General features: G+C 67.2%; 28 protein-coding genes. 11 read left to right on the forward strand and 17 right to left on the reverse strand.

The genetic code is table 11. The features are described 5' to 3' along the window. The first annotated feature begins 57 nt into the window (after nucleotides 1–57). Both NO362_RS02620 and NO362_RS02625 read left to right on the forward strand, forming a co-directional pair. A complete protein-coding gene (locus NO362_RS02620) occupies nucleotides 58–816 on the forward strand; it encodes an energy-coupling factor ABC transporter ATP-binding protein (RefSeq protein WP_256546020.1) in 759 nt (252 codons plus the stop codon). Next, a complete protein-coding gene (locus NO362_RS02625; protein ID WP_256546021.1) occupies nucleotides 810–1,526 on the forward strand; it encodes an energy-coupling factor transporter transmembrane component T family protein in 717 nt (238 codons plus the stop codon). Before NO362_RS02620 ends, NO362_RS02625 begins: the two co-directional genes overlap by 7 nt. 76 nt (nucleotides 1,527–1,602) lie before the next feature. On the opposite strand, the gene NO362_RS02630 is transcribed toward NO362_RS02625, so the two are convergent. Both NO362_RS02630 and NO362_RS02635 read right to left on the reverse strand, forming a co-directional pair. Beyond that, nucleotides 1,603–2,055 carry a ferritin-like domain-containing protein gene (locus tag NO362_RS02630; RefSeq protein WP_121568633.1) on the reverse strand — a complete coding sequence of 151 codons (453 nt, stop codon included), beginning with the start codon at nucleotides 2,053–2,055 and terminating at the stop codon, nucleotides 1,603–1,605. A 162-nt stretch (nucleotides 2,056–2,217) separates the two neighbouring features. Continuing rightward, a complete protein-coding gene (locus NO362_RS02635) occupies nucleotides 2,218–2,538 on the reverse strand; it encodes a 4Fe-4S dicluster domain-containing protein (protein WP_121568634.1) in 321 nt (106 codons plus the stop codon). A gap of 96 nt (nucleotides 2,539–2,634) precedes the next feature. Between NO362_RS02635 and NO362_RS02640 the strand changes: the two genes are divergently transcribed. Next, entirely contained in the window at nucleotides 2,635–3,120 is a 486-nt protein-coding gene (locus tag NO362_RS02640) for a cupin domain-containing protein (protein WP_256546022.1), read from the forward strand. A gap of 5 nt (nucleotides 3,121–3,125) precedes the next feature. Here NO362_RS02640 and NO362_RS02645 read toward each other — a convergent pair whose 3' ends face one another. From NO362_RS02645 to NO362_RS02665, 5 genes are all read right to left on the reverse strand, one after another. Continuing rightward, nucleotides 3,126–3,839, reverse strand: a complete 714-nt coding sequence (locus tag NO362_RS02645) for a type 1 glutamine amidotransferase (RefSeq protein ID WP_256546023.1) — start codon at nucleotides 3,837–3,839, stop codon at nucleotides 3,126–3,128. Nucleotides 3,840–4,031: 192 nt separating this feature from the next. Further along, complete coding sequence (locus NO362_RS02650; RefSeq protein WP_256546024.1) at nucleotides 4,032–4,802, reverse strand: alpha/beta fold hydrolase; 771 nt, start codon at nucleotides 4,800–4,802, stop codon at nucleotides 4,032–4,034. Nucleotides 4,803–4,891: 89 nt separating this feature from the next. After that, on the reverse strand, nucleotides 4,892–5,479 hold the full coding sequence (locus tag NO362_RS02655; RefSeq protein WP_256546025.1) for a DUF7504 family protein: 588 nt from the start codon (nucleotides 5,477–5,479) through the stop codon (nucleotides 4,892–4,894). A gap of 102 nt (nucleotides 5,480–5,581) precedes the next feature. Further along, a complete protein-coding gene (gene alaS / locus NO362_RS02660) occupies nucleotides 5,582–8,350 on the reverse strand; it encodes an alanine--tRNA ligase (protein ID WP_256546026.1) in 2,769 nt (922 codons plus the stop codon). Nucleotides 8,351–8,453: 103 nt separating this feature from the next. Beyond that, complete coding sequence (locus NO362_RS02665; protein ID WP_121568639.1) at nucleotides 8,454–9,434, reverse strand: replication factor C small subunit; 981 nt, start codon at nucleotides 9,432–9,434, stop codon at nucleotides 8,454–8,456. 125 nt (nucleotides 9,435–9,559) lie between these two features. Here NO362_RS02665 and samp2 point away from each other — a divergent pair, with 125 nt between their 5' ends. Then, a complete protein-coding gene (gene samp2, locus NO362_RS02670; RefSeq protein WP_256546027.1) occupies nucleotides 9,560–9,760 on the forward strand; it encodes a ubiquitin-like small modifier protein SAMP2 in 201 nt (66 codons plus the stop codon). 66 nt (nucleotides 9,761–9,826) lie between these two features. Then, nucleotides 9,827–10,483: a GNAT family N-acetyltransferase gene (locus NO362_RS02675; RefSeq protein WP_256546028.1), complete on the forward strand. Its 657-nt coding sequence runs from the start codon at nucleotides 9,827–9,829 to the stop codon at nucleotides 10,481–10,483. Here NO362_RS02675 and NO362_RS02680 read toward each other — a convergent pair. Further along, a complete protein-coding gene (locus tag NO362_RS02680) occupies nucleotides 10,476–11,849 on the reverse strand; it encodes a phosphoglucomutase/phosphomannomutase family protein (protein WP_256546029.1) in 1,374 nt (457 codons plus the stop codon). The two genes, NO362_RS02675 and NO362_RS02680, sit on opposite strands and share 8 nt — an antisense overlap. A gap of 132 nt (nucleotides 11,850–11,981) precedes the next feature. On the opposite strand from NO362_RS02680, the gene NO362_RS02685 reads away from it, so the two are divergent. Next, complete coding sequence (locus NO362_RS02685) at nucleotides 11,982–12,548, forward strand: NADPH-dependent FMN reductase (RefSeq protein ID WP_256546030.1); 567 nt, start codon at nucleotides 11,982–11,984, stop codon at nucleotides 12,546–12,548. A 107-nt stretch (nucleotides 12,549–12,655) separates the two neighbouring features. On the opposite strand, the gene NO362_RS02690 is transcribed toward NO362_RS02685, so the two are convergent. The 4 genes from NO362_RS02690 to larB form a co-directional block, all read right to left on the reverse strand. Next, the gene (locus NO362_RS02690) at nucleotides 12,656–12,907 is read right to left on the reverse strand and encodes a GIY-YIG nuclease family protein (RefSeq protein ID WP_256288667.1); all 252 of its coding nucleotides are present in this window, start codon (nucleotides 12,905–12,907) and stop codon (nucleotides 12,656–12,658) included. A 42-nt stretch (nucleotides 12,908–12,949) separates the two neighbouring features. Continuing rightward, nucleotides 12,950–13,801 carry a 5'/3'-nucleotidase SurE gene (gene surE, locus NO362_RS02695; protein WP_256288666.1) on the reverse strand — a complete coding sequence of 284 codons (852 nt, stop codon included), beginning with the start codon at nucleotides 13,799–13,801 and terminating at the stop codon, nucleotides 12,950–12,952. Nucleotides 13,802–13,961: 160 nt separating this feature from the next. Beyond that, nucleotides 13,962–14,111: a DUF7563 family protein gene (locus NO362_RS14635; protein ID WP_439331159.1), complete on the reverse strand. Its 150-nt coding sequence runs from the start codon at nucleotides 14,109–14,111 to the stop codon at nucleotides 13,962–13,964. 185 nt (nucleotides 14,112–14,296) lie between these two features. Continuing rightward, complete coding sequence (larB, locus tag NO362_RS02700; protein WP_256546031.1) at nucleotides 14,297–15,055, reverse strand: nickel pincer cofactor biosynthesis protein LarB; 759 nt, start codon at nucleotides 15,053–15,055, stop codon at nucleotides 14,297–14,299. A 341-nt stretch (nucleotides 15,056–15,396) separates the two neighbouring features. Here larB and NO362_RS02705 point away from each other — a divergent pair, with 341 nt between their 5' ends. Next, nucleotides 15,397–15,564 (forward strand): DUF1931 family protein, encoded by a 168-nt coding sequence (locus tag NO362_RS02705; protein ID WP_121568646.1) that lies wholly within the window; start codon nucleotides 15,397–15,399, stop codon nucleotides 15,562–15,564. Between the two features lie 144 nt (nucleotides 15,565–15,708). Here NO362_RS02705 and rpiA read toward each other — a convergent pair whose 3' ends face one another. The 4 genes from rpiA to NO362_RS02725 form a co-directional block, all read right to left on the reverse strand. Then, nucleotides 15,709–16,401, reverse strand: a complete 693-nt coding sequence (gene rpiA / locus NO362_RS02710; RefSeq protein WP_256546032.1) for a ribose-5-phosphate isomerase RpiA — start codon at nucleotides 16,399–16,401, stop codon at nucleotides 15,709–15,711. Between the two features lie 78 nt (nucleotides 16,402–16,479). After that, nucleotides 16,480–17,604, reverse strand: coding sequence for an ORC1-type DNA replication protein (locus NO362_RS02715; RefSeq protein WP_256288662.1), 1,125 nt, complete (start codon nucleotides 17,602–17,604; stop codon nucleotides 16,480–16,482). Nucleotides 17,605–17,752: 148 nt separating this feature from the next. Then, a complete protein-coding gene (locus NO362_RS02720) occupies nucleotides 17,753–18,052 on the reverse strand; it encodes a hypothetical protein (RefSeq protein ID WP_256546033.1) in 300 nt (99 codons plus the stop codon). A gap of 53 nt (nucleotides 18,053–18,105) precedes the next feature. Further along, entirely contained in the window at nucleotides 18,106–20,130 is a 2,025-nt protein-coding gene (locus tag NO362_RS02725; protein ID WP_256546034.1) for a MutS-related protein, read from the reverse strand. Nucleotides 20,131–20,252: 122 nt separating this feature from the next. Here NO362_RS02725 and larE point away from each other — a divergent pair, with 122 nt between their 5' ends. Next, nucleotides 20,253–21,227: an ATP-dependent sacrificial sulfur transferase LarE gene (larE, locus tag NO362_RS02730; RefSeq protein WP_256546035.1), complete on the forward strand. Its 975-nt coding sequence runs from the start codon at nucleotides 20,253–20,255 to the stop codon at nucleotides 21,225–21,227. 74 nt (nucleotides 21,228–21,301) lie between these two features. On the opposite strand, the gene tatC (NO362_RS02735) is transcribed toward larE, so the two are convergent. After that, complete coding sequence (tatC, locus tag NO362_RS02735) at nucleotides 21,302–23,311, reverse strand: twin-arginine translocase subunit TatC (protein ID WP_256546036.1); 2,010 nt, start codon at nucleotides 23,309–23,311, stop codon at nucleotides 21,302–21,304. A 163-nt stretch (nucleotides 23,312–23,474) separates the two neighbouring features. On the opposite strand from tatC (NO362_RS02735), the gene tatC (NO362_RS02740) reads away from it, so the two are divergent. The 3 genes from tatC (NO362_RS02740) (at nucleotide 23,475) to NO362_RS02750 (ending at nucleotide 26,698) form a co-directional block, all read left to right on the forward strand. After that, nucleotides 23,475–25,715, forward strand: a complete 2,241-nt coding sequence (gene tatC / locus NO362_RS02740) for a twin-arginine translocase subunit TatC (RefSeq protein WP_256546037.1) — start codon at nucleotides 23,475–23,477, stop codon at nucleotides 25,713–25,715. A gap of 103 nt (nucleotides 25,716–25,818) precedes the next feature. Next, nucleotides 25,819–25,992 (forward strand): ribbon-helix-helix domain-containing protein, encoded by a 174-nt coding sequence (locus NO362_RS02745; protein ID WP_121568652.1) that lies wholly within the window; start codon nucleotides 25,819–25,821, stop codon nucleotides 25,990–25,992. Next, nucleotides 25,985–26,698 (forward strand): queuosine precursor transporter, encoded by a 714-nt coding sequence (locus NO362_RS02750; protein WP_256546038.1) that lies wholly within the window; start codon nucleotides 25,985–25,987, stop codon nucleotides 26,696–26,698. Before NO362_RS02745 ends, NO362_RS02750 begins: the two co-directional genes overlap by 8 nt. Nucleotides 26,699–26,755: the final 57 nt, after the last annotated feature.

The following is a 26,755-nucleotide window of genomic DNA, read 5'->3' on the forward strand; positions in this document are numbered from 1 at the left end:
GCGGCAACGACCCGCAGCAAACGATGATTCGGAGCAAACGATGACCCCCAACAAACGATGATCCACACGGACGGACTCCGCCACCGCTACGGGGACGTCGTCGCCGTCGACGACGTCTCGATCACGATTCCGGACGGCGAGTGCGTCGTGCTGGCGGGCGCGAACGGGTCCGGAAAGACGACGCTGGTCCGCCACTTCAACGGCCTGCTGGAACCGGACGAGGGGACCGTGGAAGTGAACGGCCGTCCAGTGAGCGACGACCTCGTCGCCGCCCGGACCGCGATCGGGATGGTGTTTCAGGACCCCCGAGATCAACTCGTCGCGGCCACGATCGGCGCGGACGTCGCCTTCGGACCGGAGAACCTCGGCCTCTCGCGCGCGGAGATCGATCGCCGCGTCGAGGACGCGCTGGCGGCCGTGAATCTGCAGGGCCGCGAGGACGAGCGCGTCGGCGAACTCTCCGGCGGCGAGCGCGAGCGCGTCGCCATCGCCGGCGCACTCGCGATGGAGCCGGACCACCTCGTCCTCGACGAACCGTTCACCGGCCTCGATGCACCGGCTCGCGAGTCCGTGCTCGACCGACTGCGGACACTCGCCGACTCGGGAACGGGCGTGGTGATCGTCACTCACGACCTCCGCGACGTCCTCGGGCTGGCGGACCGCGTGGTCGCGATGGCTGACGGTCGCGCCGTCGTCGACGCCGTCCCCGCTGACGCCCTCGCGTCGCTACCCGAGCACGACGTCCGCGTGCCCGACAGCGCAGTCGACGCCGAGCGGCGGAGCGCCGGCCACCAGGCCCCCCAGCGCCGATGCTGACCTACCACCCCGGCGACTCGCTCGCTCATCGACTCGATCCGCGGACGAAACTGCTCGCGCAGGCGGCGTTCGCGGCCGCGGCGTTCGCGCACACGGCGCCGCGGGGGCTCGCCGTTCTCACCGTCCTCACAGCCGCGTTTCTCGCGGCCGGGAGACTGTCGCCTGCGCGCGCCATCCGCGGCTACCTCCCCGCGCTCCCGTTTCTGGCTGCGGGGCCGCTGATCGCCGCGGTGAATATCGACGTCAGTGCGCTCTCTGCTGGGATCGAGGCGAACGCGGCGGTCGACCCGTTGCTAGCGAGCTATCGAGTGCTCCTCATCCTATTCGTCTCGGCCGTGTACCTCCACACGACGCCCGTTCGGGACTCGCGTGCGGCGATCCAGCGGCTCGTGCCGGGTCGCGTCGGCCGCCTCCTGGGTGTCGGCGTCGCGCTCGTATTCCGGTTCTTCCCGCTCTTGCGTGCGGACCTTCGGCGCGTCCGCGAGGCCTCGACGGCGCGGTTGGGCGACGAGCGTCCGTTGCGTGACCGGATGCGACTCGTCGGGGCTGCCGGCATCCGCCGAGCGTTCGCCCGCGCCGACCGACTCGCGCTCGCGCTTCGGGCGCGCTGTTTCGCGTGGAACCCGACGCTTCCGGAACTCCGATTCGGACGGGCCGACGCGCTCGGATTCGTCGTCGTCGCCGCACTCGTCGGGGCGGCGCTGCTGTGATCGGTCGTGTGTCGGATGAGAGAGACACCGCTGCAAAAACAGGGACGTGTTCGGACCTGCCGACTCGATCGGGCAGTTACGCCTGCAGATACTCCTTCTCGAAGCCGCGGAACTCCGTGCGGTGGGCCTCTTCGTCGGCGAGCAGCGTCACCGCGAGGTCCTCTGTCACGGGGTCGTTGGCTTCCTCGGCGGCATCGATGAGGGCGCGGTAAGTCTCGATGGCATCCTCTTCGGCGTCGAGAACGCCCTCGACGACCGAGAGGACGTCGGTGCTGTCCTGGGGCGGCTGGAGGCTCATCTGGTTCGCCTCGAACTCGGCGGATCCCGGCGGCTGCTCGTCGAGTTGCTTGAGCCGGTTCCCCAGTTGCTCGGCGTGAGTGAGCTCCTCCTGGATGTCTTGCTGGAGTGACTCTTTGATCTCCTCTGCGCGGACGCCGTCGAGGACGATCGAGTTCGACAGATAGTTCATCACGGTCTCGATCTCGTCCTGATAGGCCTTCTTCAACAGCCGGGTAACCTCGTCTGACATAACGTCCGGACGTTCGACGGCCGGCGACAAGATACTGTCGGCGAGGAGAGGTGAGACGGGTCGGGTGTGCGACGACGCAGATCATCGGGAGTATCGTAACTGTTCGGAGATTCTCGCCGTATCGTCCGGCGAGAAATCTATGGAGACGTACGACAATCCCTATCAGACGCGCGAGCCGTCGACGTCGATGGCGTCGACCGGGCAGATGTCGACACAGAGCATACAGTCGATGCACTGATCCTCGCGCGTCGGTTCGACTTTCTGCTCGGACTCGGGATGGCCGGGCGTGTCGACCCACGTGAACACGTCGACCGGACAGTTCTCCAGACACGCGCCGTCGGCGACACAGAGGTCGTAATCGACCGCGACGTGCATCCCGTGGATCCCCAGTTTCTCCGGCGGATCGACCGGTCCCCACACGTCGACGCCGTTCTCCTCGCCGACCTTCTCGCGGTTGCTGTCGAAGTTCGGATCGATTCCCATTAGGGTTGACTACTTGCGAGAGAACAAAAACACCGTCGGTAAGCCGACAGCGGGGTCGAACCAGGATGTTAAGATCCACGCCGCACGAACCCCGCTATGGGACACGTCAACGAGCGAGAACTCGAGTGGACCGACGTCGAGCGCGGGGAGACGCACTTCCGGCGGAAGACCCTCGGCGCCGAAACCGACGTCGACGACATCGGGGCGAGTCTCTACGAACTCCCGCCGGAGGCCGCCTCGTGGCCGTATCACTTCCACACCGGGAACGCGGAGGCCGTGTACGTGTTGTCGGGGACGGGACTCCTCAGGACGCCCGACGGAGAGACGCGCGTCGAACCGGGAGACTACTGTGCGTTCGCGGCCGACCCCGACGGCGCGCACCGCTTCTACAACGACGGGACGGAGCCGCTCCGCTTTCTCGCGGTGTCGACGATGCAGGATCCGGACGTGACGGTCTATCCGGATTCGGAGAAGATCGGCGTGTACGCCGGCGCGCCGCCCGGCGGCGACAAAGACGCACGCGTCGTCTCGGGGTACTTCCGCCGCGAGGACGACGTCGACTACTGGGAGGGCGAATCCTAGCCTGATTACTGTGTGGCCGGTTCGCGGGGCCGGCGCGCGCGACGGACGTACGCGGTGAAGTTCTCGAAGAGCCGCTTCGTCTGGCAGGCCGCGTCGTAGTTCTCGGCGGTGATGCCGCCCAGAACCGCCTGCAGGCGCTCTTCGGAGAGGTCCTTCTCTTTCGTGATGGCGGTCGCCGTCTCGGGGTCGTACTCCGGGTGGAACTGGACGCCCCAAGCGTCGCCGCGGCGGAAGGCGTGCACTCCGTAGTCGTTCTCGGCGAGCAGGTCCGCACCCGGCGGGAGTTCCGTGACGGCGTCCGAGTGGGACGTGAACGCGGTGAACGACTCGGGGACGCTCTCGAACAGGTCGTCGTCGCTCGTCTGTCGGATCTCGCGGTAGCCGATCTCGTACTCGCCCATATCCTCGACGCGGCCGCCCAGCGCCGACGCGAGGACCTGGTGGCCGTAACAGACGCCGAGGATCGGCACGCCGTGCTCGTCGGCCGCCGCGACGTACTCGATCAGCGGCCGGATCCAGTCGCGGTCCCAGTAGACCGACGAGCGCGACCCGGTGACGACGACGGCGTCGAAGTCGAAGTGCGCCGGCCGCTCGTGTTGCGTCACGTCGAACTCGACGAGGTCGGCGTCGAGTTCGCGGCGGAAGTTCCGCGGCGTGTGCTCGTCGCCGTGAGACGCGTCCAGCAGGGCAAATCGAAGTCGGTCGCTCCCCTCTCTCATCGTCATCTCGAAGGCAACGGGGCGAAAAAGGCCTTGCGCCCGTGGTGGGTCCTGCCGGTCTCGCGGACGGCGAGTCGCTGTGGAGAACCTTCCAGCGGCGAAAAAGCGGCTCATACTGTCGGACAGAACTATGTGAAGCGTATCGGCACCCCAAGGGGGCCAAAACGATTCACGGACTTCTGTCCGACAGTATCAGACGTCGGCGAGGAAGCCGAGTAGGTCGTCGTTGGCGCGGCGAGACGCCTCGACGTGAACGAGATGCCCCGCCCCGTCGATCTCGCGGTACGTACCGCGCGGGAGCCCCGTCGCGAGCGCCTCGGCCCGGGCAGGCGGCCAGACCGCGTCTGCGCTCCCGTGGACGACGAGCGACGGGACGGTGATCTCGTAGAGCTGATCCGAGACGTCGAAGTCGGCAACGGCGGCCGCCTGCGCCTCCCAGGCACTGCGGCTCGCGTCTTCCGCGGCGCGCCAGCCGACTATCTGCTCGACAGCGTCGGGGTGGGCGTCGACGAACTGCTCGGAGAGTCCGGCGGCGAGCGAGCGTTCGAGGTCCGCCTCGTCGTCGGGTGCGCCCCACAGCGGTTCGAGATCGAGGCCGTCGCCGCGAGCGGCGGTGCCGACGAGGGTGAGGCTATCTACCCGCGCAGTGTCCAGGGCCGTGTAGAGCGCGACCATCCCGCCGAGGCCCGCGCCGACGACGTGCGCGGAGCGGACGCCTGCGTCCGAGAGGATCGTCGTGAGGTCGTCGCTGAGGTCTTCGACGGTGTACGGACCAGACGGCGCATCCGAGCGGCCGGCACCGCGGAGGTCCGCGACGAGGCTCTCGTAGGGACCGGCGACGGCCGCGTGTTGCCAGCCCCACTGCCACGCGCCGTAGCCGACGTCGCCGACGAACGCGACGGTGTCGCCCGTGCCAGCCGTCTCGTAGTACAGGTCGACGCCGCCGTTCGAGGTCGTGGGCATACCCGAGAATCGGCGAGGCGCGGTTTATGCGTCTCGGAGCAGTGTGGCCGGGTCCGCGATCTGGGCGATCGATGGTCCGCCCAGCGTCGCTACTCGCGGCGACGAACGGTCCAGTCGTCCTCGCCGCCGTCGCACTCGACGACGACATCGAAGAGCGTTGTGAGCAGGTCGACGGTCTGGTCGTCCTGGATCGTCGGGTCGAGATAGAACTGTCCCGCCGAACCGGTCGTCTGTATCCGCGTCGTGAGTACGTGGAGGAACCGATAGACGACCTGTGGGCTCGTGTACTGGAGGAGTACCGTCAGCGACTCCACAGCCACGACGGCGTCGGACCACTCGTTCAGATATGGGGTCGTTTTGACACCGACGCCGGTGAGATTCGACGGGGTCGCGACCGTCTCGACGCCGAGGTCGCGATCGTCGAGATCGTCGTCACCCAATTCGGGCGTGGTGATCACTGTGGCCGCGGTTGGGTCCGCGCCGAGCGCATCACACCACTCGTCGTACCACCGGGCGGGTCGCTGGGAGAACGAGACACCGAGGAGTTCGACCTCGCTGGGGTCGTCGACGAGCGCGCGCTTGCAGGTGAGGTCCTCGCTGGCGGCCGTCTGCGGTCGCAGTACTAAGACCGCTTGGGCGGCGTCGATCTGGGATACAGCACCCTCTATCGAGGACACAATGTTACTTAACCGACATATATCGATAAGTCTTCCGTCGAACGAGGGCGTTGCCGGAAGTCCGGTCGGCGAAAGAGCGGCCGGGCAGGGGAAACAGTCGAGTTACGCGCGCTGCACGGCGCGGAGGATTTCGGGGGCCTGTTCGAGCACGTCGTCGAGGGCGTCGACGTCCGGGCCGCCGCCCTGCGCGAAGTCCGGCGGGCCGCCGCCGCCACCGCCGACTTCGGCTGCGAGTCGGCCGACGACTTCCCCGGCGTTGATGCCGACGTCGTCCGGAACGCCGACGACGAACTGGGCGCTACCGCCAGCCCCGGAGCCGAGCACGGCGATCTTCCCCTCCTCGACGAGGGCGTTCGCCGTCGCGCGCAGTTCGTCGGCGTCGCCGTCGAGACGTTGGACGACGGCGGGCGTCTCGTCGATCTCGATCTCGCCCTCGTCCGCGGCGGCGCGCGCCTCCGCGAGTTCGGTCTTCAGGCGGTCGATCGTCTTGCCGCGCTCCTTCCACTCGGTGAAGAAGCGCTCGGCCGTCTCGGGGACGTCTTCGGGCGTCACGTCCAGCACGTCGGCGGCCTCGTAAAGCGCGTCTTCGGTGCGCTGAGTGGCGTCGATCGCGGCGTCGCCGGCAGCGAAGACGATGCGTTCGACGCCATCCTGAACCGGTTCGGTGGTGAGGATCTTGATCGCGCCGATGTCGCCGGTCCGGCCGACGTGCGTCCCGCCACAGGCCTGCACGTCGTCGCCGACGGTGACCGTGCGGATGTTCTGTCCCGGCGGGATCCCGCCCTGATAGAGGTCGAAACCGTACTCCTCTTCGGCCTCGTGGCGGTCGGGCCAGTCCTGTTTCACCGAGAGATTTCGCATCACGACGTCGTTGGCGACCGCCTCGATCTGCTTTACCTCCTCGCGGGTGATCCGCTCGTAGTGGGCGACGTCGAGCCGGGCGCGGTCGGTTCCCTTCTGTGCGCCGGCCTGTCGGACGTGCTCGCCGAGCACCTGTCGGGCAGCGTACCCGATGACGTGCGTCGCGGTGTGGTGCCGCATCAGCCGACGGCGACGCTCGACGTCGAGTTGCCCGCGGACGAACTCGCCTTTGCCGGGGTTGCCGTCGGCCCGGTGGAGGACGACGCCGTCGCGGATCTGAACGTCCGTCACCTGCACGGTGGTGTCGTCGGTCGAGATCGTCCCGTGGTCGGCAGGCTGACCGCCGCCTTCGGGGTAGAACATCGTCTGATCGAGGACGACGTCGTAGCCCTCCTCGCGCTCGATGACGTCGAGGACGACCGCCTCGAACTCCGTGCGCTCTTGGTCGTCGTAGTAGAGTTTCTCCGTCTCGGGCAGGTCCGCGAGCCGGTCACTGCGTTCGGCGGCCGCGCGGGATGCGCCCTCGCCCTCGTGTCGGTCGGCGACCAGCGAGTAGAAGTCGTCGGGGACGTCGACGGACGCGCCGTGGTCGGCCGCGATCTCCTCGACCATCTCGGGTTGGATCCCGTGGGAGTCGTACAGTTCGATTAGTTCCCCGACGGGGATCGCCTCGTCCTTCTCGGCGTACTCCGCCGCCAGCGTCTCGACCTTGCGACGGCCGCGTTCGAGCGTCTCCCGGTACTTCCGTTCCTCGGTGCGGACGATGTCGCGGATCGTGTCGCGGTTCTCATAGCCGAGGCGTTCGGCCTGCATATCGACGAGTTCGTCGAGCGGCGCGTCGACGCCGACGTCGTCGACGAGCCGCTTCGTCCGACGCAGGACCATCCGAGCGAGATAGCCCGTTCCCACGTTCGAGGGGACGATCTCGTCGCCGAACATATACGCCAGCGTCCGGCAGTGATCGGCGATCGCGTAGATCGTCTCCAGCGGTTCGAGCAGTTCGGTCAGTTCGTCGGCGTCGACGTCGAGTTCGTCGGCGACGTCGGCGCGCGCCGCAGTCAGGTCGTCGACCTCGTCGATGTCGAGATAGCCCGAGAGCTTCGCCGCCCGGTGGACGAGTTCCTCCTCCTCGTCGGTCAGCGAGACCCCGGCGTTCTCCTTGAGGAAGTCGATGGTGTCGGGGTAGACGGCCTCGTAGACCGTTGGCGTCCCCTGTGAGACCCACGTCCAGCGTTCGAGGCCGTAGCCGGTGTCGACGATGTAGGTGTCCATCGGCGAGTACCGGTTGCCGTCTTTCATCTCGTATTCGCCATCGTCGTCCTGTTCCATCGACATAAAGACGAGCGTGGCCAGTTCCGCGCCGCGGTAGAGGACCTCGAACGCCGGCCCGGCGTTGCCGCCGCCGACCCACGGGTCTTCGATGTAGGTGATCTCTTCGAGGTCGGCGCCCATATGCTCGAAGAACTGATCGCAGAGTTCGACGGTCTCGTCCTTCCAGTAGACCTCGCCGGAGTAGGCGTACTCGTCGCCGGCCTCCTCGCGGGCGTTGAAAGCGTGGTGGGCCATCATCTCGAACGCCATCGTGTGACGGCCCGTCTTGCCGACGTTGTCGATGTCCTGCATCCGGATGCAGGGCTGGGAGATACACAGCGGATTCGCCGGGGGCGGGGTCTGCCCGCTCGTGACGAGCGGCTGGAAGTCGTAGATCGACGCCTGGGTGAGAAGCACGTCGTCGCGCCAGCGGTTGGCCGCGACCGGGTACGGCTCGATACGCTCGTGGCCGTGCTCCTCGAAGAACGAGAGGAACTTCTCGCGCATCTCTTCGAGAGAGTACTCCTCGTCGAATCCGGGGTTGTCGATGAAGGAGTAGTCGTCCGCGGGCGGCTCACCGCACGTCTCGCGGTCGGGGTCGCGCGTCCAGAAGTGGACGCCCGTCACCGGACACTGCTTCCGGTGGAAGCCCTCCTCCTCGAAGTAATCGAGGCGATACTCCGCTTCGAGTTCACTCATTACCCGTCAGTTGACCCACGGCCGGGTAAAACAGTTCCGGGTGCAGGAGACAGAGCGGACGGCTACGGGGGGTTTCGGGTGAAAAACTGCGGAATCGAGGCGGCTACTCTTCGGCTGCCAGCGACGCCAAGAGCGCTTCCAGTTGGACCCGTTCGTTCGCGCCCGCAGTGATTCGGTAGTCGGCCTCGCCGATCCGTTCCATCAGGCGGATGGTCGTCCGCTCGTCGAGGTCGAAGTCCCACGCCGAGCGGTGGAGCTGGTCGATGATGTCGCCTCCGGCCATCCCGGTGTCGACGAGCAGCGTCTCCAGGCGGCCGCGCGCGGTCGCGAAGTCGCCGTCGATAGCGGCCTGTACCATCTCCTCGATGTCCTCCGGACGCGCGGTCGAGGTGATCAGATAGACGGCCTCCTCGTCGACCACCTCGCCCGTCGTCGCCGCCGCCTGCAGGGAGTTGATCGCGCGGCGCATATCGCCGCCCGCGGCGTACACGAGCGCGTCGAGGCCGTCCTCGGTCACCTCGATGCCCTCCGTCTCGGCGATGTCTTCGACCTGCTGCCGGATGGCGTCGTCAGAGAGCGGCGAGAACCGGAAGACGGCACACCGCGACTGGATCGGGTCGATGATCTTCGAGGAGTAGTTACACGAGAGAATAAAGCGCGTGTTGTCGGAGAACTGCTCCATCGTCCGGCGCAGGGCCGACTGGGCGTCGTCGGTCAGCGAGTCGGCCTCGTCGAGGAAGATAATCCGGTAGTCGTAGCCGCCGAAAGAAGAGCGCGCGAAGTTCTTGATGCGGTCTCTGACGACGTCGATCCCACGCTCGTCAGAGGCGTTCAGTTCGAGGAAGTTGTTCCGCCAGTCGTCGCCGTAGATCGCGCGGGCGATCGCGGTGGCCGAGGTGGTCTTGCCGATGCCCGCAGGACCCGCAAAGAGCAGGTGCGGGAGGTCGTCCTGCGCGACGTAAGACTGCAGCCGTTCGACGATCTCCTCTTGGCCGTAAATATCCTCGAGAGTCTCGGGCCGGTACTTTTCGATCCAGATCTCACGCCCCGCCGGAACGTCCTCGGACGAGTCGGCCTCACTCATACGCGTGAGAGGGACCCGCCGACTCATAAACCACCCGCGTTCCGTCGCGGTCCACCCGGTCCATCACCGGGCGCTTCGACCGCGCGGAACGAAACCGGCAAGCCCGCGAGCGCCGAACGGGACGTATGCGCGTGACAGTCGAAGTCGTCGGCGAGGGCGAGAAAGCAGTCGACGTCGACGACGACGAAACGTACGCCGACGTCGTCCGGGCGGTCGGCTACTCGCCCCACGAGGTCTCCGTCATCGTCGACGGCACTCCCGTCCCGGAGGATCAACCGGTCGAATCCGCCCACGTGCGGGTCCTGCGACTGATCAAAGGCGGGTGAACCGACTGGGGCCGGATGCTCGCCTCGTTCGAACGCAATCTTAACCCCCGCCGCCTATTCTCCGACGTGACACACGCCGTCCGCGAGGCGACGCCGGTGGACGCCGACGACGTCGTCCGCCTGCTCGACGCCGCGATGCTCGAAATCGATCCCGAGCGGGTGCGCCGTCGAATCGCCGCGGGCGACGTCCTCGTCGCCACTGTGACCGAATACGGGGCTGAGGATCGAGAGCGGGCCGAAGCGGCCGACACAGACCGAGTCGACGACAGTGCCGACACCGCCGTGAAAGACGGGACTGACGCACCGGAGGACCGGGTCGTCGGCGTCTGCGTGCTCGCTCGCGTCGACGGTGCGGACGATGCAGGCAAGTGTAGTCGAACACTCGCTGCGGACGACCCCGATCCGACCGAGATCGAACAGATCGCCGTCCACCGGTCGCGCCGCGGTCGCGGAATCGGGAGCCGCCTCGTCGACGCCGCCGCCGAGCGAGCAGACGGGCCGCTCGTGGCACACTTCCACGAGCAGGTGCGTCCGTTTTACGACGCGCTCGGGTTCGAGATCGTCGAGGGCGGGGAAAGTGATAGAGAAATCGAATCGGAAAGAAGTGGCGGAGAGACCGATGCGGAAAGAAGTGGCGGAGAATCCGATGCGGGAACCGACGACGAGGGAACAGACCGAGCGGAGGACCGCCGCAACGACCGCCTGTGCGGGGTCCTCAAATGAGCGGCGCGACGAGTTCCCGACCCGCAGACAGCAACGCGTCGGCGCGTTCTCGGCTCTGCGCTTCGGCGTAGATTCGCATCTTCGGCTCGGTTCCGGACGGCCGAACGAGGAGCCACGACCCGTCCTCCAGGAGGAGTTTGAAGCCGTCGAGCGTCACGACGTCGGCGATGTCGCGGTCGGCGACCCGCTCGGGCAGGGCGTCGTCGAGGTCGTCGATGACGCGCTGCTTCTCGGCGTCGGGACAGTCGAGGCTGATCTTGTCCGCGACGATGTCGCCGTGGGCTGTGAGCAGGCGGTCGACGCGGGCGTCCATCGCCTCCTCGCTCGCGGCAGCGGCTCCGAGCAGGCTCATCAAGACGCCGTCTTTCTCGCGGATGTGTCCGCGGATCGAGAAGCCGCCGGACTCCTCGCCGCCGATGAGGGCGTCGTGCTCGGCCATCGCCCGCGCGACCCACTTGAAGCCGACGGCGGTCTCGAACACGTCCTGACCGTGCGCCTCGGCGATCCGGTCGATCAGGAACGTCGTCGAGACGGTCCGGATCGCCGGGCCGGCGTCCGATTCGAGGAGGTAGTCGTAGGCGGCGGCGTAAAAGAGATTCTCGTCGAGGTGGCCGCGCTCGGGCGTCACGAACGCGACGCGGTCGGCGTCGCCGTCGTTCGCGATGCCGAGGTCCGCGTCGTGGGCGTCGACCGCCTCGACGAGCGGTTCGAGGTTCTCTGCGCTCGGTTCCGGCGGCGTTCCGCCGAAGTCGGGATCACGGTCGTCGCGGATGCTGACGACCTCGGCTCCCGCCGATCGGAGGAGTTCGTCGGTGACGCCGCGGCCAGAGCCGTGCATCGCGTCGTGGACGACCGTGATCCCCGAGAGGTCGGCGCCGACGAGTTCGCGGGCGTGTTCGGCGTGCGGCGTCACGACGTCGACCGTCTCGATCGTGCCGTGTTCGGATTCCGGGAGGAGGTCCGGTTCGGCGAGGCGCGCGGCGACCGCGTCGGTCACCTCGGGGAGCGCGGGCGCGCCGTCGTCGGGGATGAACTTCACGCCGTTGTACTCCGGCGGATTGTGCGACGCCGTCACCATCAGCGCGCCCGAGAGCCCGCGGTCGACGATCGCGTAGGCGACGAGCGGCGTCGGCCGGTCGCGCTCCGGTAAGAGCACGTCGAAGCCGTTGCCCGCAAGCACCGCCGCGAGCGAATCGGCGAACCCCTTCGAGGTCGCTCTGGCGTCGTAGCCCACGAAGACGGGGTCGTCGTAGCCCTCGTCCGAGAGGTAGTCTGCGACCGCCTGCCCGACGATCCGCACGCGCTCGTCGGTGAACGTGTCGAGGGTCGCGCGCCACCCGTCCGTGCCGAAGGAGATCGCGTCCATATCGGTCCGTCCTCGTCAGCGACCAAAAAGGTGCGGCGAAGCGGCCACTTGGACGACGGAACGGCCGACCAACGGACCGGCTCGCATCTGACACCCGCCGCGCTTTTCGCCCTCGGTCCCGGAGTGAGTACAATGATCTCGGTCGTCGCAGTCTGCGGCAGTCGGCGCAGGATGAGTTACACCAGAAAGTCGCTCGAATTGGTGCTCGAAGCCGCCCGCCAGGAGGGTGTAGAGACGGAACTGATCGACCTCGGGGCGGTCGACCTTCCGCTGTATCATCCCGACGTCGACGAGCAGGGCGACTCCGCGCGCCTGACGCGGATCGTCCGCGACGCCGAGGCTGTCGTGGTCGGCTCACCCGTCTATCACGGCTCGTACTCCTCGGCGTTCCGCAACTTCCACGATTACTGTTCGAAAGACGAGTACCGGGACACCGCCGTCGGCCTCGTCGCGACCGCGGGTGGCGGCTCCTACGGTGCGACGCTCGAACATATGCGGAGCACGATCCGCGGCGTCTACGGTCACACGGTGCCCGAACAAGTGGGGATTCGACGCGCTTCCGAGAAGTACGATGGCGACACGCTCACCGACGTCGACGTCGCCCGCCGACTGGAAGAACTGGGCGTGGCCGTCGTCGCCGAGGCGCGGCGACTCCATCCCGAGGCCGTCTCAGATAGGGATTATCGTAAGTCCTCATAGATTTCTCGCCGGACGATACGGCGAGAATCTCGAACAGTTACGATAATCCCTAAGAGTAGTCCGACCTGGCGCCGTCGTCGATTAGTCCACCCCGACGCCGTCGTCGATTAGTCCAACCCGACCAGCCGCTCCTTCTGGGCGCGAGAGAGCTGTTTGATCTCGTACTCGCGAGACATCGCGGCCGACTTCGAGTCGAAGGACTCGACGTGGACGAGGTCGACCGGTGTCCGTCCCCGTGTGTACTTCGCGCCCTCGCCGGCGTCGTGTTCGGCGACGCGGCGCTCGACGTCGGTCGTGTAGCCCGTGTACAGCGAGCCGTCGGCACACTCCAAGACGTAGACGTAGTGGTCGTCAGTCATCGTCGACATCACTCGTGGGTGGCGAGAGCGGCGGGTGCGAGGTCACTCGACGTCGATCGTCTCGACGACGTCCGCGAGCGCGGCGCTGTCGGGCGAAGCGTGACTCACTGCGAGCGGCGAGACGCTGACCGCGGCGTCGACGAGTGCGCGCCGGTCGCTGCCGACGGGGTAGCGCTGTCGGTGCTCGTCGGTCGGCGGAAACGGGCTCTCCCAGCCGACGACGCCGGGCCACGTCCGGTCGTGAAGGCGGACGAGGCGTTCGTCCTCGGTCAGTTGGCCCTCGTGGTCGTCGACGTCAACCGGGTCGGCCGGTTCGACCTCCTGCTCGTAGTCGTGGTGCGGCTCTGTGAGGATGACCGGCGGCGAGGAGGCGTCCACCGGGGCGTTGACGTTCAGCAGGTCGACGTCGTCGTAGACGCCGGATTCGAGCGCCCGGGCGACGAGTCGCCGCGCGATCCGTGCCGGGCGCGCGAAGTCGTACTCCTCGGGCGGCGAGAGGAAGAAGTCCGTCGAGTGATACGCCGAGATGGCGAGCGCGGGGGTGCCGAGGAACGCCGCTTCGATACCCGCGCCGACCGTCCCGGAGCGACCGACGACGTAGTTGCCGGCGTTCGGGCCGTTGTTGACGCCGGAGACGACGACGTCGAAGTCCGTCTCCAGCCCGCGAAGGCCGTAGGCGACGCAGTCTGCCGGCGTACCCGAGAGCGCGTAGCCCCACGGGTGATCGCGGATGACTGCGGTGTGGCTCCGCGTACGTCCGACACCGCTCTGGTTGCCGTCCGGAGCGACGACGGTGACGTCGCCGAGCGCGGTGAGTTCGGTTCGGAGCGTGGCAATGCCCGGCGCGTCGATGCCGTCGTCGTTCGTCAACAGGATCTCGGGGCCCTCACTCATTGCAGAGAACGTTCGTGGAGAGTCAAGTAGCCCTTCCGGTCCCGCCGTCGAGCGAACGCTGTCGCTCTCGGGAACGTGGGAATTGTGATCGGACGGGGGTTCAGCCGTCCGATAGATACGGAGTACGGCTTCGCGTGGTGGTCTATTTCCGCTTCAGTGGTCACGCTGTGCGGGTTCGACGTCGCGCGACCTCCGCAATACCCGCGTTCGCCGAGCAGTTTGGACAGGCGAGGAGTCGCCCGTGCTCGTCGGCGAACACGCGTGCGAAGCGATCGGAGACGTGTGACCCGCAGTGGTCACAACTTGGCATGCGTGTGTCCGGCAGCCACCATTGCCGGTACCTGCGCTACGAGCGCACGGCATATATGGCTTCCCGCGCACGCGCGCGAGAGTGCAGAACGTCCAGAAATGGACCACAAAATCGACCGTTTGTTTGGGGGTTTGTGACACAGATCGGAAGCGGGCTCGCGGTCGAAGACGTCGCCGTACTGGGCTTCACTGCGAGCGGGCGTCGCTGACGGCGCGAGCGACGAGGCCCGCCTGCGTCCCGGCGACGAAGCCGGCGTCGACGTTCACGACCGAGAGGACCGTACAGGACTGGAGCATCCCCGAGAGCGCCGCGCCTCCGTCGCCACCGTGGCCGTAGCCGGTCGAGACGGGGAGTCCGATGACCGGCGTGTCGACGAGTCCCGCCACGACGGTCGGAAGTGCGCCTTCGCGTCCGGCGGCGACGACGAGGACGTCGGCCGCGCGGAGCACGTCGAGGTGATCGAGGATACGGCCGAGGTGCGCCACGCCGACGTCGTCGACGCGTTCGACGGTTGCACCCATCGCGTCGAGGACGGTCGCCGCTTCGCCGGCCACCGCCGCGTCCGCCGTCCCGCCGGTGACGAGCCCGACCGTCGCATCGAGCGTCGGGGGGTCGAAGTCGGGTCGTTGTGCGACCAGCGTTCGCGCGCGCTCGTCGTGCGACAGGTCGATCGAAGCGTCGACCTCCTCGGCGACGGCGACGACGTGGTCCTCGGAGACACGGGTGATGAGCGCCCGGCCGGTCGAATCGAGGGCGGCAGCCGCGAGCACGGCAACCTCCGCCGGTGTCTTCCCCTCGGCGAGGATGCCCTCGGGCGCGCCGCGTCGCTGCTCACGAGCGGCGTCGAATCGACCCGCATCGGTGGTGACGTACCCCGCCAACCGCGCCTCGGCCTCCGTCGGCGAGAGGTCGCCCGCCGCGACGGCTTCCAGTACTTCGCGCATACGAACTACTCCGGGAGTGAGCGTCACGTACCTGTCGCTTCACACTGTCGGATAGAGCTGTTTTCGGGATAGTCATCACCCGAGTGACGAACTTCGCTACAGACGTCCGACAGTCCCAGCGCGTCTCACCGCGGGCGACTCGACGACGGCCGGATCGAGCGGTCGGCCACCCGATGTGGGCCCGCTTGTGGCCCGTATCGCCCAATATCGAAAGGAAGGGTTAATGTGCCCCCTGGGTATATAAATTATTCCCATAGGAAACCCCATAGACGACCCGTATGGACGGAGACGCCGGCGTTTTGGAAAATATTTTTATATAGTGCCGATATAGGGGGACGTGTATGGCAGACCTCATTGTCAAGGCAGCCGTCAAGGAAGCGCTCCAGGACAAGAACGTCGCTTCTGACTTCTACGATGCACTCGACGCAGAAGTGAACGAACTGCTCGAAGACGCCGCCCGTCGCGCGGAAGAGAACGACCGCAAAACGGTCCAGCCCCGCGACCTGTAAACCGGCGATTCGATCCCGATTTTTTGTGGCCACGACGCCGACCAGCGATAGCGCCGCCGATCGTAGCGGTCCCGATCCCGACAGCGACCGGCAATAGCGCCGCCGATTGCTCGAACAGCGGTCAATAGACGGTCGTGAGGCCGACTACTCCCGAGTACGGACGTCGACGCCGTCGTCCGTCCCCACGTACGCCTCGTCGACGAGGTCAACGAAGAGACCGTGTTCGACGACGCCCGGGAGCCGGGAGAGGTCCTGTGCGAGTCCATCAGGATCGTCGACCGTGCCGAACTCGCAGTCGAGGACCAGATTCCCGTTGTCGGTGACGACCGGCCCGTCCTTGCGCTCGGCCCGTCGGAGCGTCACGTCCCCGCCGAGATCCGCGACGTCGCGTTCGACGGCCGCCCGGGCGTCTGGGAGCACTTCGACCGGCACCGAGCGCGAGAGCGTCTCGACGACTTTTGTGGGGTCGGCGACGACGACGAAGCGGTCGGCCGCCGCGTCGACGACCTTCTCGCGGGCGTGGGCCGCGCCGCCGCCTTTGATCGCCGCCAGGTTTCGATCGAGTTGGTCCGCGCCGTCGATCGCGACGTCGACGCCGTCGATCTCATCGAGCGAGCGGAGCGGAATCCCCGCTTCGCGGGCGAGCGCACGGGAGTCGAACGATGTCGGGACGCCGCGGACGTCGAGTCCGTCCGCGACCATCCGGCCGATCGCGCGGATCGCGTGGGCGGCCGTGCTGCCGGTACCGAGGCCGACGACGTCGCCGTCGGAGACGAGTTCGGCCGCGCGTTCGGCCGCGCGTCGCTTCTGATCGTCGGTTCCGCCGGTCGTCTTCATACGCGTCGTCTCGGCGACGTGCGGCACAAAGCTTCCGCTCCGCGATCGGTGGCATTCGACAGCGACGCAGGTTCGGCGCTACAGACGCTCTACGACGGCGTCGGCGTCGTACGCCAACGACAGCGACCGCGACCGGCCGCGACCGTCGATGTCGGCGTAGTCGGCGTCGACGACCCCGAGGCGGTCCAGTTTGTTGACGATCTCGGAGTAGCGGGTGTAGCCGAGGCCGGTCTCCTCGCGGAAGGCTTCGTACACCTCTCCGGCCTGACTGCCGTCGTGTTCGGCGACGACGCGGACGAGGTCGCGCTCGCGATCCGAGAGGCCGCGGAGGCTCCGCGAGAGGTGGACGTACTTCGACTTCTCGTAGGCGGCCTCGACGTCTTCGACGGCGACGGTGCGACTGGCGCGCATCTCCGCGTGGAGTCCGGCGCGGCGCAGGAGGTCGATCCCGACTCGGAGATCGCCGCTCTCGGCGGTGAGTTCGGCGACGCGATCGAGTTCGGGCGCGCCCACGACGCCTTCGTGGAAACCGCGACGGGCGCGCTCGCGGAGGATGTCGACGATCTCGTCGACGTCGTAGACGGGGAAGTACACCTCCTCTGGCCGGAAGACGCTCTGGACGCGCCCGTCGAGTTCGTCGATCACGTCGAGCGAGAGGTCCGAGGAGATGACGACGACGCCGATCCTGGCTCCCGAGTGCGCCTCGTGAGCCCGCAGGAGCGAGTAGAGCGTATCTGAGGCCTCGTTCTCGTAGAACAGATAGTTCACGTCGTCGAGCGCGACCGCGAGCACCTCGTCTTCCTCGACCAGTCGGTCGGTGATCTGTCCGAACAGTTTCTTGAACGAGATGCCCGAAGAGGGCGGTTCGTACTCGAAGATGTGCTCGAAGATACGCGAGAAGACGGCATAGCGCGTCGAGTCGACCTGACAGTTGACACGAACGGTCTCGACGCCGCCCTGCGCGCCGAGTTCGCCGAAGAGTTTCTGCACCGCGGTCGTCTTGCCCGTTCCCGGTGGGCCCCGAACCATCGTGTTCAGGGGGCGCGAGCCACGGACAGCCGGTCTGAGTGCGTACTTCAGACTCTCCAGTTGGCTCTCGCGGTGCTCGAACGTCTCGGGGACGTAGTCGATCTCGAAGACGTGTTCGTCGCGGAAGACGGACTCGTCCCACGACAGCATCCCCTCGTCGGGGTCGTCCCTCATCGATTCAACCACGTCGAGGAGTCTACTTAACGGTTCCCCAGGGGGACGAACATAGTAGCGTTTACAACTCATTGCGCAATCGATCGCACGACCGCGTGCGTGGAGACGCGCAAGTGCTACTATAGTGCCGCCGGCCGATGTGACCTGCTCACTCGGTGACGAGTCGGAACACGCGGTAGACGGCGAAAAAGCCGACGCCGAGGGCAACGAGACCGACCGCGAGCGCGGTGTACGACGCCGAGCCGCGGAGATACGGGCCGAGGCCTGCAAACGCGATCGAGAGGCTGATCGCCGCGAGCGCGAGGTAAAACAGGATGAGCGTTGCCGCCCCTAGTACGTCCCAGATCGCGTCGCGGGTAGCGCGGTAGACGAGATCGTAGGTGGCGTCGCTGTCGGGCGCGAGCGGCGCGTCACGGCTCTCCTCGTCGGCGGACGTTTCGGGGGCCATACGTGTTCGTTCGCCGAACTGAATGAAAAATCTCCGCTCGGAAGTGGGTCGAATCAGAACTTCCGCAGCAATCGGTCGTAGAAGCCCGATTCGTCGCCGTCGGCCAGTTTCTCGACGATGAGCTCGGGCGTCGAGCGCGCGAGGTGGTCTTTGACCGGCGAGCGGTTCACCACGAGTTCGCCGTCTTCGAGGCCCAGCGCCTGGATTCCGTCGACGGCGACGTCGAAGTCTGCGGCGTCGCGGATCTCGCCCGCCAGGTGAGAGACGAAGACGGCCGTCGCGGCCTGTTCGTCGAGCGCCTCCAGGATGCCGGCGACGATCTTCGCGGACGCGCCGGGTTCGGTGATGCTCTCCAGTTCGTCGACGAGGACGAGCCGGTTCGTCGCGCCGTCGGCCAGGCTTCGGAAGTCCCGCAGCGTGCTCTCGAATGCCCCAGCGTCGAGTGTCCCCTGCGTCTTCGCGTAGTAGTGCAACTCCGAGAAGCGTTCGAGTTCGACGCGCTCGGCGGGTACGGGCAATCCCATCTGCGCGAGAACGACGACGAGCGCGACGAGGTCGAGCGTCGACGTCTTCCCGCCGGAGTTGACGCCCGACAGCAACGTCGCCCCCGAGACGCCGTAATCGACGGGGTCGACCTCGCCGAAGGCGACGTCCAAGAGCGGCGAGCGGCCCCCCTCGATGAGGAAGCCGTGGGCGTCGCTCGCAGCCCCGCCCTCTCGCGTACCGCTCGCGTCGGTGTCCAGTCCGTCCACGAACTCGGGGAGCGTGCAGTCGAAGTCGTCAGCGAATCGGGCGACCGCATATTCGACGTCGACTTCGAGCGCGTCGCGGACGAGCGCCTCGACGGGGTCGCGAAGCGCCGAGAGATCCGCCGCGAGTTCGCGCTTGAGGCGGGCGGCCCGGCGGTCGCGGCCCGCTTTGAGTTCCGTGCGGAGCCGCGAGACGACCGACGACTCGTGTTCGACGGGAAACGCGGGGTCGTTCGGGAAGGCCCGCTCGGCGAAATCCGCCTCCTCGGGACGGAGGTCGAGCGCGTCGACGAGGTGCTCACGTGCGGCCGCGACGGCGTCGTCGTACTCGTCGTCGAGTTCGCGATCCAAGAGCGAGTCGACGCGCGCACCCTGTTCGACCAGCGAGAGGAAGTCCGTTCCCTCGATGGTGACGTCACGCTCGCGGATCGCGTCGCGGAGGCGGTCGTTGGCGACCGATTCCGCGGTGGCGACCGTCGCGTCGAGGTCGTCGACCGCGGTGGTGAGGCGGTCCAGTTCCGCGTCCCCGACGATCGTCCCGTCGTCGTCGAGCCGAGCGAGCGCGTCGCGGAGGGCGTCGATATCGCACGGTGCGTCCATACCGGCCGCCTCGTGCACTTCCGCGGCCGCGAGGATCCGCGAGCGGTTCTCCGCGAAGAACGCCAGAACGCGCTCGGGGACGATCTCGTCGGGGTGTTCGAGCGCGTCGGGGCGCACGCGGACGTCGCCCTCGACGTCGACGCCGGCGAACTGCTCGTCGAGGGCCACGACAGTCGAGTACGAGCGGGCGAGTTCGGCGAGTCCGCGGGTGTCCTCGACGACTTCGACGGAGAGTTCGGGGAACGCCTCCTCGGCCGCCGCGAAGCGCTCGGCGTCGGCCGTGGCGAGACAGCGATCGCGGACGCGACGAGGCGACGGCGGCGCGAGCGGTTCGACGCCGTCGAGCGCGTCGAGAGCCGCGGGGTCGGGGTCGCGCTCGGTCGCACGGTCGACGAACTCCCGGACCTCCGCGATCCGCGAGGCCGACTGCGTCGGGTAGAGCGTCGCGACGCGCTTTGCGGCGTAGTCGGTGACGGTTCGCTCACGGAGGAGACCGAGGACGTCGTCGTAGATCTCTCGGGCCCGGTCGGTCGCAAGAAAGCCGCCGTCGTCGTCGTGTCGGCGGCGGATCGCCCCGCGGGCGACGGCGGCCGCCCGTCCTTCCGAGAGTCCTGGTGCGCGAGCCAGCGTCGCCACGTCGCCCTCGCTGAGTGCCCGTTCGGCGTCGTCGAGTTCCGACAGCGCCGCTGCCGTCTTCTCGCCGACGCCCGGGATGGCCTCGAACTCCATTCGAGGATGCCTTCGCTCGCGATCGGACAAAACGTTACGGGTGTGACGCTCGGGCGACAGGGCTCGATCCGCCTCGGCGTCTACGACAACGTGCTTTTGGGACTGCACCCGGTAGTGCGGGTATGCGAACCGAGACGGGTGCGGACGCCGACGTCGACGCCGCTGCCGAGACGGCTGGGGGCGAGGACGCCGACGCACAGTCGGTGACGGAGAAAGCAGCGGCGGTCCGCGAGTCGCTCGGCGAACGCGACGGCGTCCTGATCGCGTTCTCCGGCGGCGTCGACTCCGCGGTGGTCGCCGCCTTGGCACACGACGCGCTCGGCGACGATGCGGTGGCGTGCACGGCCAAGTCGGAGACCCTCCCAGCGGCCGAACTCGACGACGCCCGCCGCGTCGCCGACGAGATCGGCATCCGCCACGAGATCGTCGAGTTCTCCGAACTCGACAACCCCGACTTCGTCGTCAACGACGGCGACCGGTGTTATCACTGCCGGACGATGCGACTGGGCCGGATGTACGAGGCGGCCCGCGACCTCGGAATCGGGACAGTCTGTGACGGGACCAACGCTTCCGATCCGGGCGAGGGACACCGACCGGGGCTCCGCGCCGTCGACGAACTCGACGTACGCTCACCGCTCTTGGAGGCCGGTATCGAGAAAGACGAAGTCCGCGCGATCGCCGACGAGTACGGACTCTCGGTCGCGGACAAGCCCTCGATGGCGTGTCTCTCCTCGCGGATTCCCACGGGGCTCGAAGTGACGACCGAGCGGCTCACGCGCGTCGAGAAGGCCGAGCGCGTGCTCCGGGAGTGGGGCTTCTCGCAGTTCCGCGTCCGCGACCACGACGGTCTCGCGCGGATCGAGATCGCCGCCGACGAACTGGAGGCGGCGCTCAATCACGACTTCGTCGTCGCCGCGCGCGAGCACCTCACGGATCTCGGCTTCGAGCACGTGACGCTCGATCTCCACGGGTATCAGACGGGCAGTGTCAGTCCAGCGGGCGAGGACGAGCAGGACGGCGCCGACAGCGACGAGTCGGGCGACGAACCGCTCGTCGAAGACGTGTTCGGGGCCGAGTACCCGACCGCCAGCGAGTGAAGCCGCGGCAGCGGATGGTCGGAGCGTTGTGACCCTGATTCTGGCTGTCCGGAAGGGCACAGAGAGCCGATAGCTCAGGCCGCACGATCTTCGCGGGACGCAAGCAGCAGACGAAGCACCTCGTAGCCGAGCACCAACCCGACCGCGATCCCGCCGGCCAGCGCCGGGCGAAGATTCAGCTCGGTGACCCACCGGAGGACGGCCGGATCGGGGCTACCGAGATACCCCACGACGACGGCGAGCAGCCACACCGGACGGCGGACAGTGTCGACCGCGAGACGGGCCCGCAGCATCCGCCGCGAGCGGCCGTAGCGGCGCAGGAGGAGCGACACGAGTTCGAACACCCCGACGAGGGCGCCCGCGATGATCAGAGGCGTGTACACCGCGAGGCCGTTGGCCGTGAGCGTCTCGACGACCACCGAGGGGAGAAGGTCGTAATAGCCCGTCGGGGCCGGCAGGGGACTGAGGAGGTACCCGACGAGCGCCGCGAGCACGGCAGCATAGGGGCGGCGGGCCGCCAGCCCCTCGGCGGTGGGAGCCAGCGACCCTCTCCCGGTCCACCGCAGCACGAACAGCGTCCCCTCGAACAGCGTGATCATCGTCGCGCCGATGATGATCGGAGCCATCCCGGTCGGGTCGGGGCTGACGAGGAACGCGAGGCCGAGGAACGTCCCCCAAAAGAGGAGGCGGCGGTCTTCGAGCCACCGCCGCGTGACGAGGTTCATCATAATCGCCAGCATCACGAACAGCGGGATCTGGAAGATGATGGCGTTGTACCCCATCAGGATGAGGATGAGGTTGAACGTCTCCTTGAGACCGAACGCCACGAGCGCTGTCCCGGTGGTGTAAGAGGTGAAGTACGCGAAGATCGCGGGAAGGACGAGAAAGTGCGCGAAAGAGATGCCGACGAACGCGAGAATCAGGCTCGTCGGGACCGCAGCGAGGTAGTATCGCCGTTCTTTGGGGTACAGTCCCGGTCGCATAAACAGATACGTCTCGTAGACGAACGCCGGTAAGCCGACCACGAGACCACCGAGTGCGGCGACCTTCAGTTCGGTCAAGAGGAGTTCGAGCGGGCCGTACACGCGCGGTCGGCGGTCGACCATCTCCGGCGCGCCGGGGATGTGCTTGTTCCAGAGGAAGTCGATGACCTCGGTGGAACTGACGAGGTTCAGACCGAGCGCCGAGTTGACGAGGTCGGCACCGGGATACAGCAGGAGCGTGACGATGCCGCCGATCCCGAGAACGACCGCCAGCCGGCGCATCATCTCCTCGATGTGTGCCGCAAGCGGCATCTCCTCGTCGCTCTCGGGGCCTTCGGAGACGAATCCCTCGTCGACGCCTGGCTCTGAAATCTCCGCGGCCCCGGGGCCGGGACCGGCCTCTGCGTTCGCCGGGGCGCCGCCGTCCGTGCCGGCGACGGCTGGGTCGTCGCCAACGGCTGGATCGTCGCCGACGGCCGCTTCGGGGGCGGCGGCGTCGGGATCGAAAGTCGCAGGGGCCGGATCATCGGTATCGACGTCCGAGTCGGTCGTATCCGCGTCGACGTCAGGGTCCGAAGTCGCGGAGTCGGAGTCCGCCGTTTCGGAGTCGGCGTCGTCAGCCGGCGCCGCGTCGTCGGCGTCTCCGTCATCGGTGGGCGAACCGTCGAAATCGCCGTCTTCGGACTCGCCGTCTTCGGAGTCAGCGGCGTCAGCGTCGGCCGTCAGTTCGTCGACCGTCGCCGCCGCATCGACTTCGGTGGGTGATTCGACGTCGGTGGACGAGTCGGAGTCGCTATCGGCGTCAGGAGACGAGTCAGAATCGCTATCGGCGTCGGTGGACGCACCAGGTCCCGGTTCGGAGTCGTCGCCGGACGCGGTTTCGGAGTCGTCGCCTGATTCTGCGTCCGAGGCTGAGTCGTGAACAGACGATTCGGGCACGTCGTCGGCCGCAGACGGCGCTCCGTCGGTGTCGGACTGCGCCGCGTCGTCCGGGGACGAGCCGGCGCGAGATGAATCCGCGGCAGCGTCTGACGAGTCTGCATCGGCCGTAGATGCGTCGGCGTCGGGCGTCTGGTCCGCGTGCTCCGAATCGTCGGCCATTCACCAGAGTTTCGCCGCCCGGATCTTATAGGCCTTTCCGCATCGGCGCGCTGCTATGTGAACGCTGTCCCCCGCTGAGACGACGACGGCCGGCCGCCGCGGCCCGGACGCGCCGGCGCGGCGGTCGAAAAGATTGATAACTGCGAGCGGGCTCACTTCACGTATGTCTAGCGCGCTCGACGACGACACGAGAGAGACACTCGACGCCGGGCGGGAGACCGCCGGCGCGATGCTTCGAGCCGCGCAGAAGGACCTCCAGAAAGTCTTCATCTTCTTCCTGATCGGCTTTCTCGGCACGTTCTACGCGCTCCGGCTCTTCGTGTGGGACTTCTTCAAACGGGTCACGAGAGCCCAGATGTCCGCACAGGTGAGCGGCGAGGTCTCGATCATCGCACAGACGCCGTTCGACGTCATCCTCTTGCAGGCGAAGATCGGTCTCGCCGTCGGGATCATCCTCGCCGCACCCGCATTCGTCTACTTCGCCAGAGACGCGCTGAAAGTGCGCGGGTTCTGGCCCTCCTCGCCGGTCCCCGTCTGGCAGCTCGTGCTCGTTCTCTCCGGGATGGTCGGCCTATTCGTGCTCGGCGTGGCCTACGGCTACTACGTCTTCTTCCCGTTCACGTTCTCCTTCCTCGCGCAGAACGCCATCGCCGCCGGCTTCACGCCGACGTATTCCATCGTCAAGTGGGCGCAGTTCATCTTCCTGCTCACCGTCTCGTTCGGTCTCGCGAGTCAACTCCCGCTCGCGATGACCGGGCTCTCGTACGCCGAGATTGTCCCCTACGAGACCTTCCGCGACAAGTGGCGCCACGCCGCCGTCGGTGTCTTCGCCGCCGGCGCGATGTTCACGCCGCCGGACCCGTTCACGCAGATTATGTGGGCGATCCCCGTCCTGACGCTCTACGCCGTCAGCCTCTATCTCGCGAAGATCGTTACCACCGCCCGCCGCGGCAGCGAGCAGATGGACGTCGCGGGGACGGTCAGCGCCCACTGGAACTCGATCGCGGGCGTCGGCGTCGTCGGCGGACTCCTCGTCTACGCCTTCTTCGAGCGCGGCGGCGTCGACTACCTTAATCAGGGCTTGGCGGCCATCGGGAGCGACTACGTCGTCTTCGCGCCGGCCTCGCTAGCACTGCTCGGACTCTACGTACTCGTCGCGGCGATCCTGGCTGCCGCCGTCGCCGTCGGCTACTTCGTCTATCAGGACATCGACGACCTCGCGGTCGTGGAAGCCGGCATCGGCGATCCGACCGCCATCGACCTCGCTGACCTCGACGTTCAGGGCGTTCGCTCGGCTCCGCCGGAAGTGTTCGCCGCGATGGACGAAGACGAGGCGATGGCGGCCGCGGGCGACGCGCTCGACGCCGGCGACAAGGCGAAAGCGCGGGCCATCGTCGACCGCTTCGACCAGGACGGCGGTGCGGATGCGGACGCGGACGCCGAGGCGGCCGACGGGGACGCAGCAGCGGCGTCCGGAGCGGCCGCGAAGAGCGGCGGTTCCTCGATCAGTGACCGGGCCACCCGCGCCGGCAGCGCCTTCTTCGAGGAGTTCACCGGCGGCGACGAGGAGGACGCCACAGAGTCGGAGGCGGACGCAGACGAGAGCGACGCCGAAGACGACGACTTCGAGGGGTACTACACCGACCTCGCGTTCATCCTCGACTCCGTCACCTCGAACGCGTTCCGCATCGTCGGGGTGTTTATGACCGTGCTGGCGGTCACGTTCGGCTGGCTCTACACTGGCGGGATCAAGCGCGTCTACGAGGATTTCCTGCGCCGCCTGCCCGCGCAGGTCCGGCCCGAAGAGGTGCTCAACGTCGTCGCGCTGCACCCGATGGAGGCGCTCGTGTTCGAGGTGAAGTTCTCGACGATCGTCGCCGCGCTCGTGACGGCCCCGCTGCTCGCGTACTACGCGTGGCCGGCGCTCAGAGAGCGCAACATCGTCAGACAGCGCCGTCGTGCGATCTTCGTGTGGACGGGCGCGCTCACGGTGGGGCTGATCGGCGGCTTCGTCCTCGGGTACACGACGATCGCGCCCTCGGTCATCTCCTGGCTTGTCAACGACGCGGTCCAGGCGAATATGGTGATCGCCTACCGCATCACCAACTTCTTCTGGCTCATCTTCTTCACGACCGCCGGCATCGGCCTCCTCGCGGACGTCCCGATCCTGATGATCCTGCTCAACAGCGCGGGCGTCGGGTACGAGACGATGCGGGGGCGCTGGCGCGAGGTGACCGTCGGCATCCTCGCCTTCGCGGCGCTTTTCACCCCCGCAGACGTGCTCACGATGTTCCTCGTGACCATCCCGCTGATGGTCGCGTACGGCATCGGACTGGGCGTCCTGTTCGTGATCACGCTCGGCGGACGGCGTGATCTCGCGCCGTCTCGCAGCGCCGAGATCTGACTCGAACCGACACACTCGGCGTTAACTGCCGACACACAGCGGATTTCGTGATCGACGGAGTCGAGAGCGAACGCCCTAAATATTCGCGAGAGAATCCCGTGATATGGCCAAGATAAGCGTAGAGATTCCCGACGAACTGCTCGCGGACCTCGACGAACACGTCGGCGACGACGGGAAGTTCGTCAACCGGAGCGACGCGGTTCGCGCGTCGATCCGCAAGACGCTGGATAGATTAGACGAGATCGACGCACGGCACGGACGAATCGACGATGAGTGAGACGCGCGCACAGACCGGGCGGATCGCGCTCGTCGCGCTGTTCGTGACGGCGCTCGCGACAGCCCAGTTGACCGCCTCGAAACTGCTCGCGTTCGGGCTCCCGGTCGAACTGCCTGTGACGGGCTCGAGCATCATCCTGCCCGGCGCAGCGCTGGCGTACGCGCTGACGTTCTTCGCGTCGGACTGTTACTCCGAACTGTACGGCCGCCACGCGGCGCAGGTGATGGTCAACGTCGGCTTCGCGATGAACTTCATTCTCCTCGGACTCGTCTGGAGCACGATCCTCGCACCAGCGGTGAACCCAGAGTCGGCTGCGCAGTATCGCGCGGTGCTCGCGCCCGGGACGAACATCGTCCTCGGGAGCCTGCTGGCGTACCTCGTCAGCCAGAACTGGGACGTCCTCGTCTTCCATCGCATCCGCGAGGCCACCGGCGAGTCGATGCTCTGGCTTCGGAACATCGCCTCGACGGCGACCAGCCAGGCCATCGACACGGTGCTGTTCGTCGCGATCGCGTTCTACGTCGCGCCGCAGGTCCTCGGCTTCGGCACCCAGTTCGAGATTCCGGTGATCCTCTCGCTGATCGTCGGCCAGTACGTGCTGAAACTGCTCATCGCGCTCGTCGACACGCCGTTCGTCTACGTCGTGGTCGGCTTCTTCGGTGGGTCGAACATCGACACGCAGGACGAGGCCTGGGCCGCCGAGTGATCGGCTCGTACGCCGCGAATCAGCGCCTCAGAAGACGCTCGCTGAAAGAGTCGACCG

This window comes from Halobellus inordinatus, from assembly GCF_024498335.1.
GTDB classification, from domain to species: Archaea; Halobacteriota; Halobacteria; order Halobacteriales; family Haloferacaceae; genus Haloquadratum; species Haloquadratum inordinatus.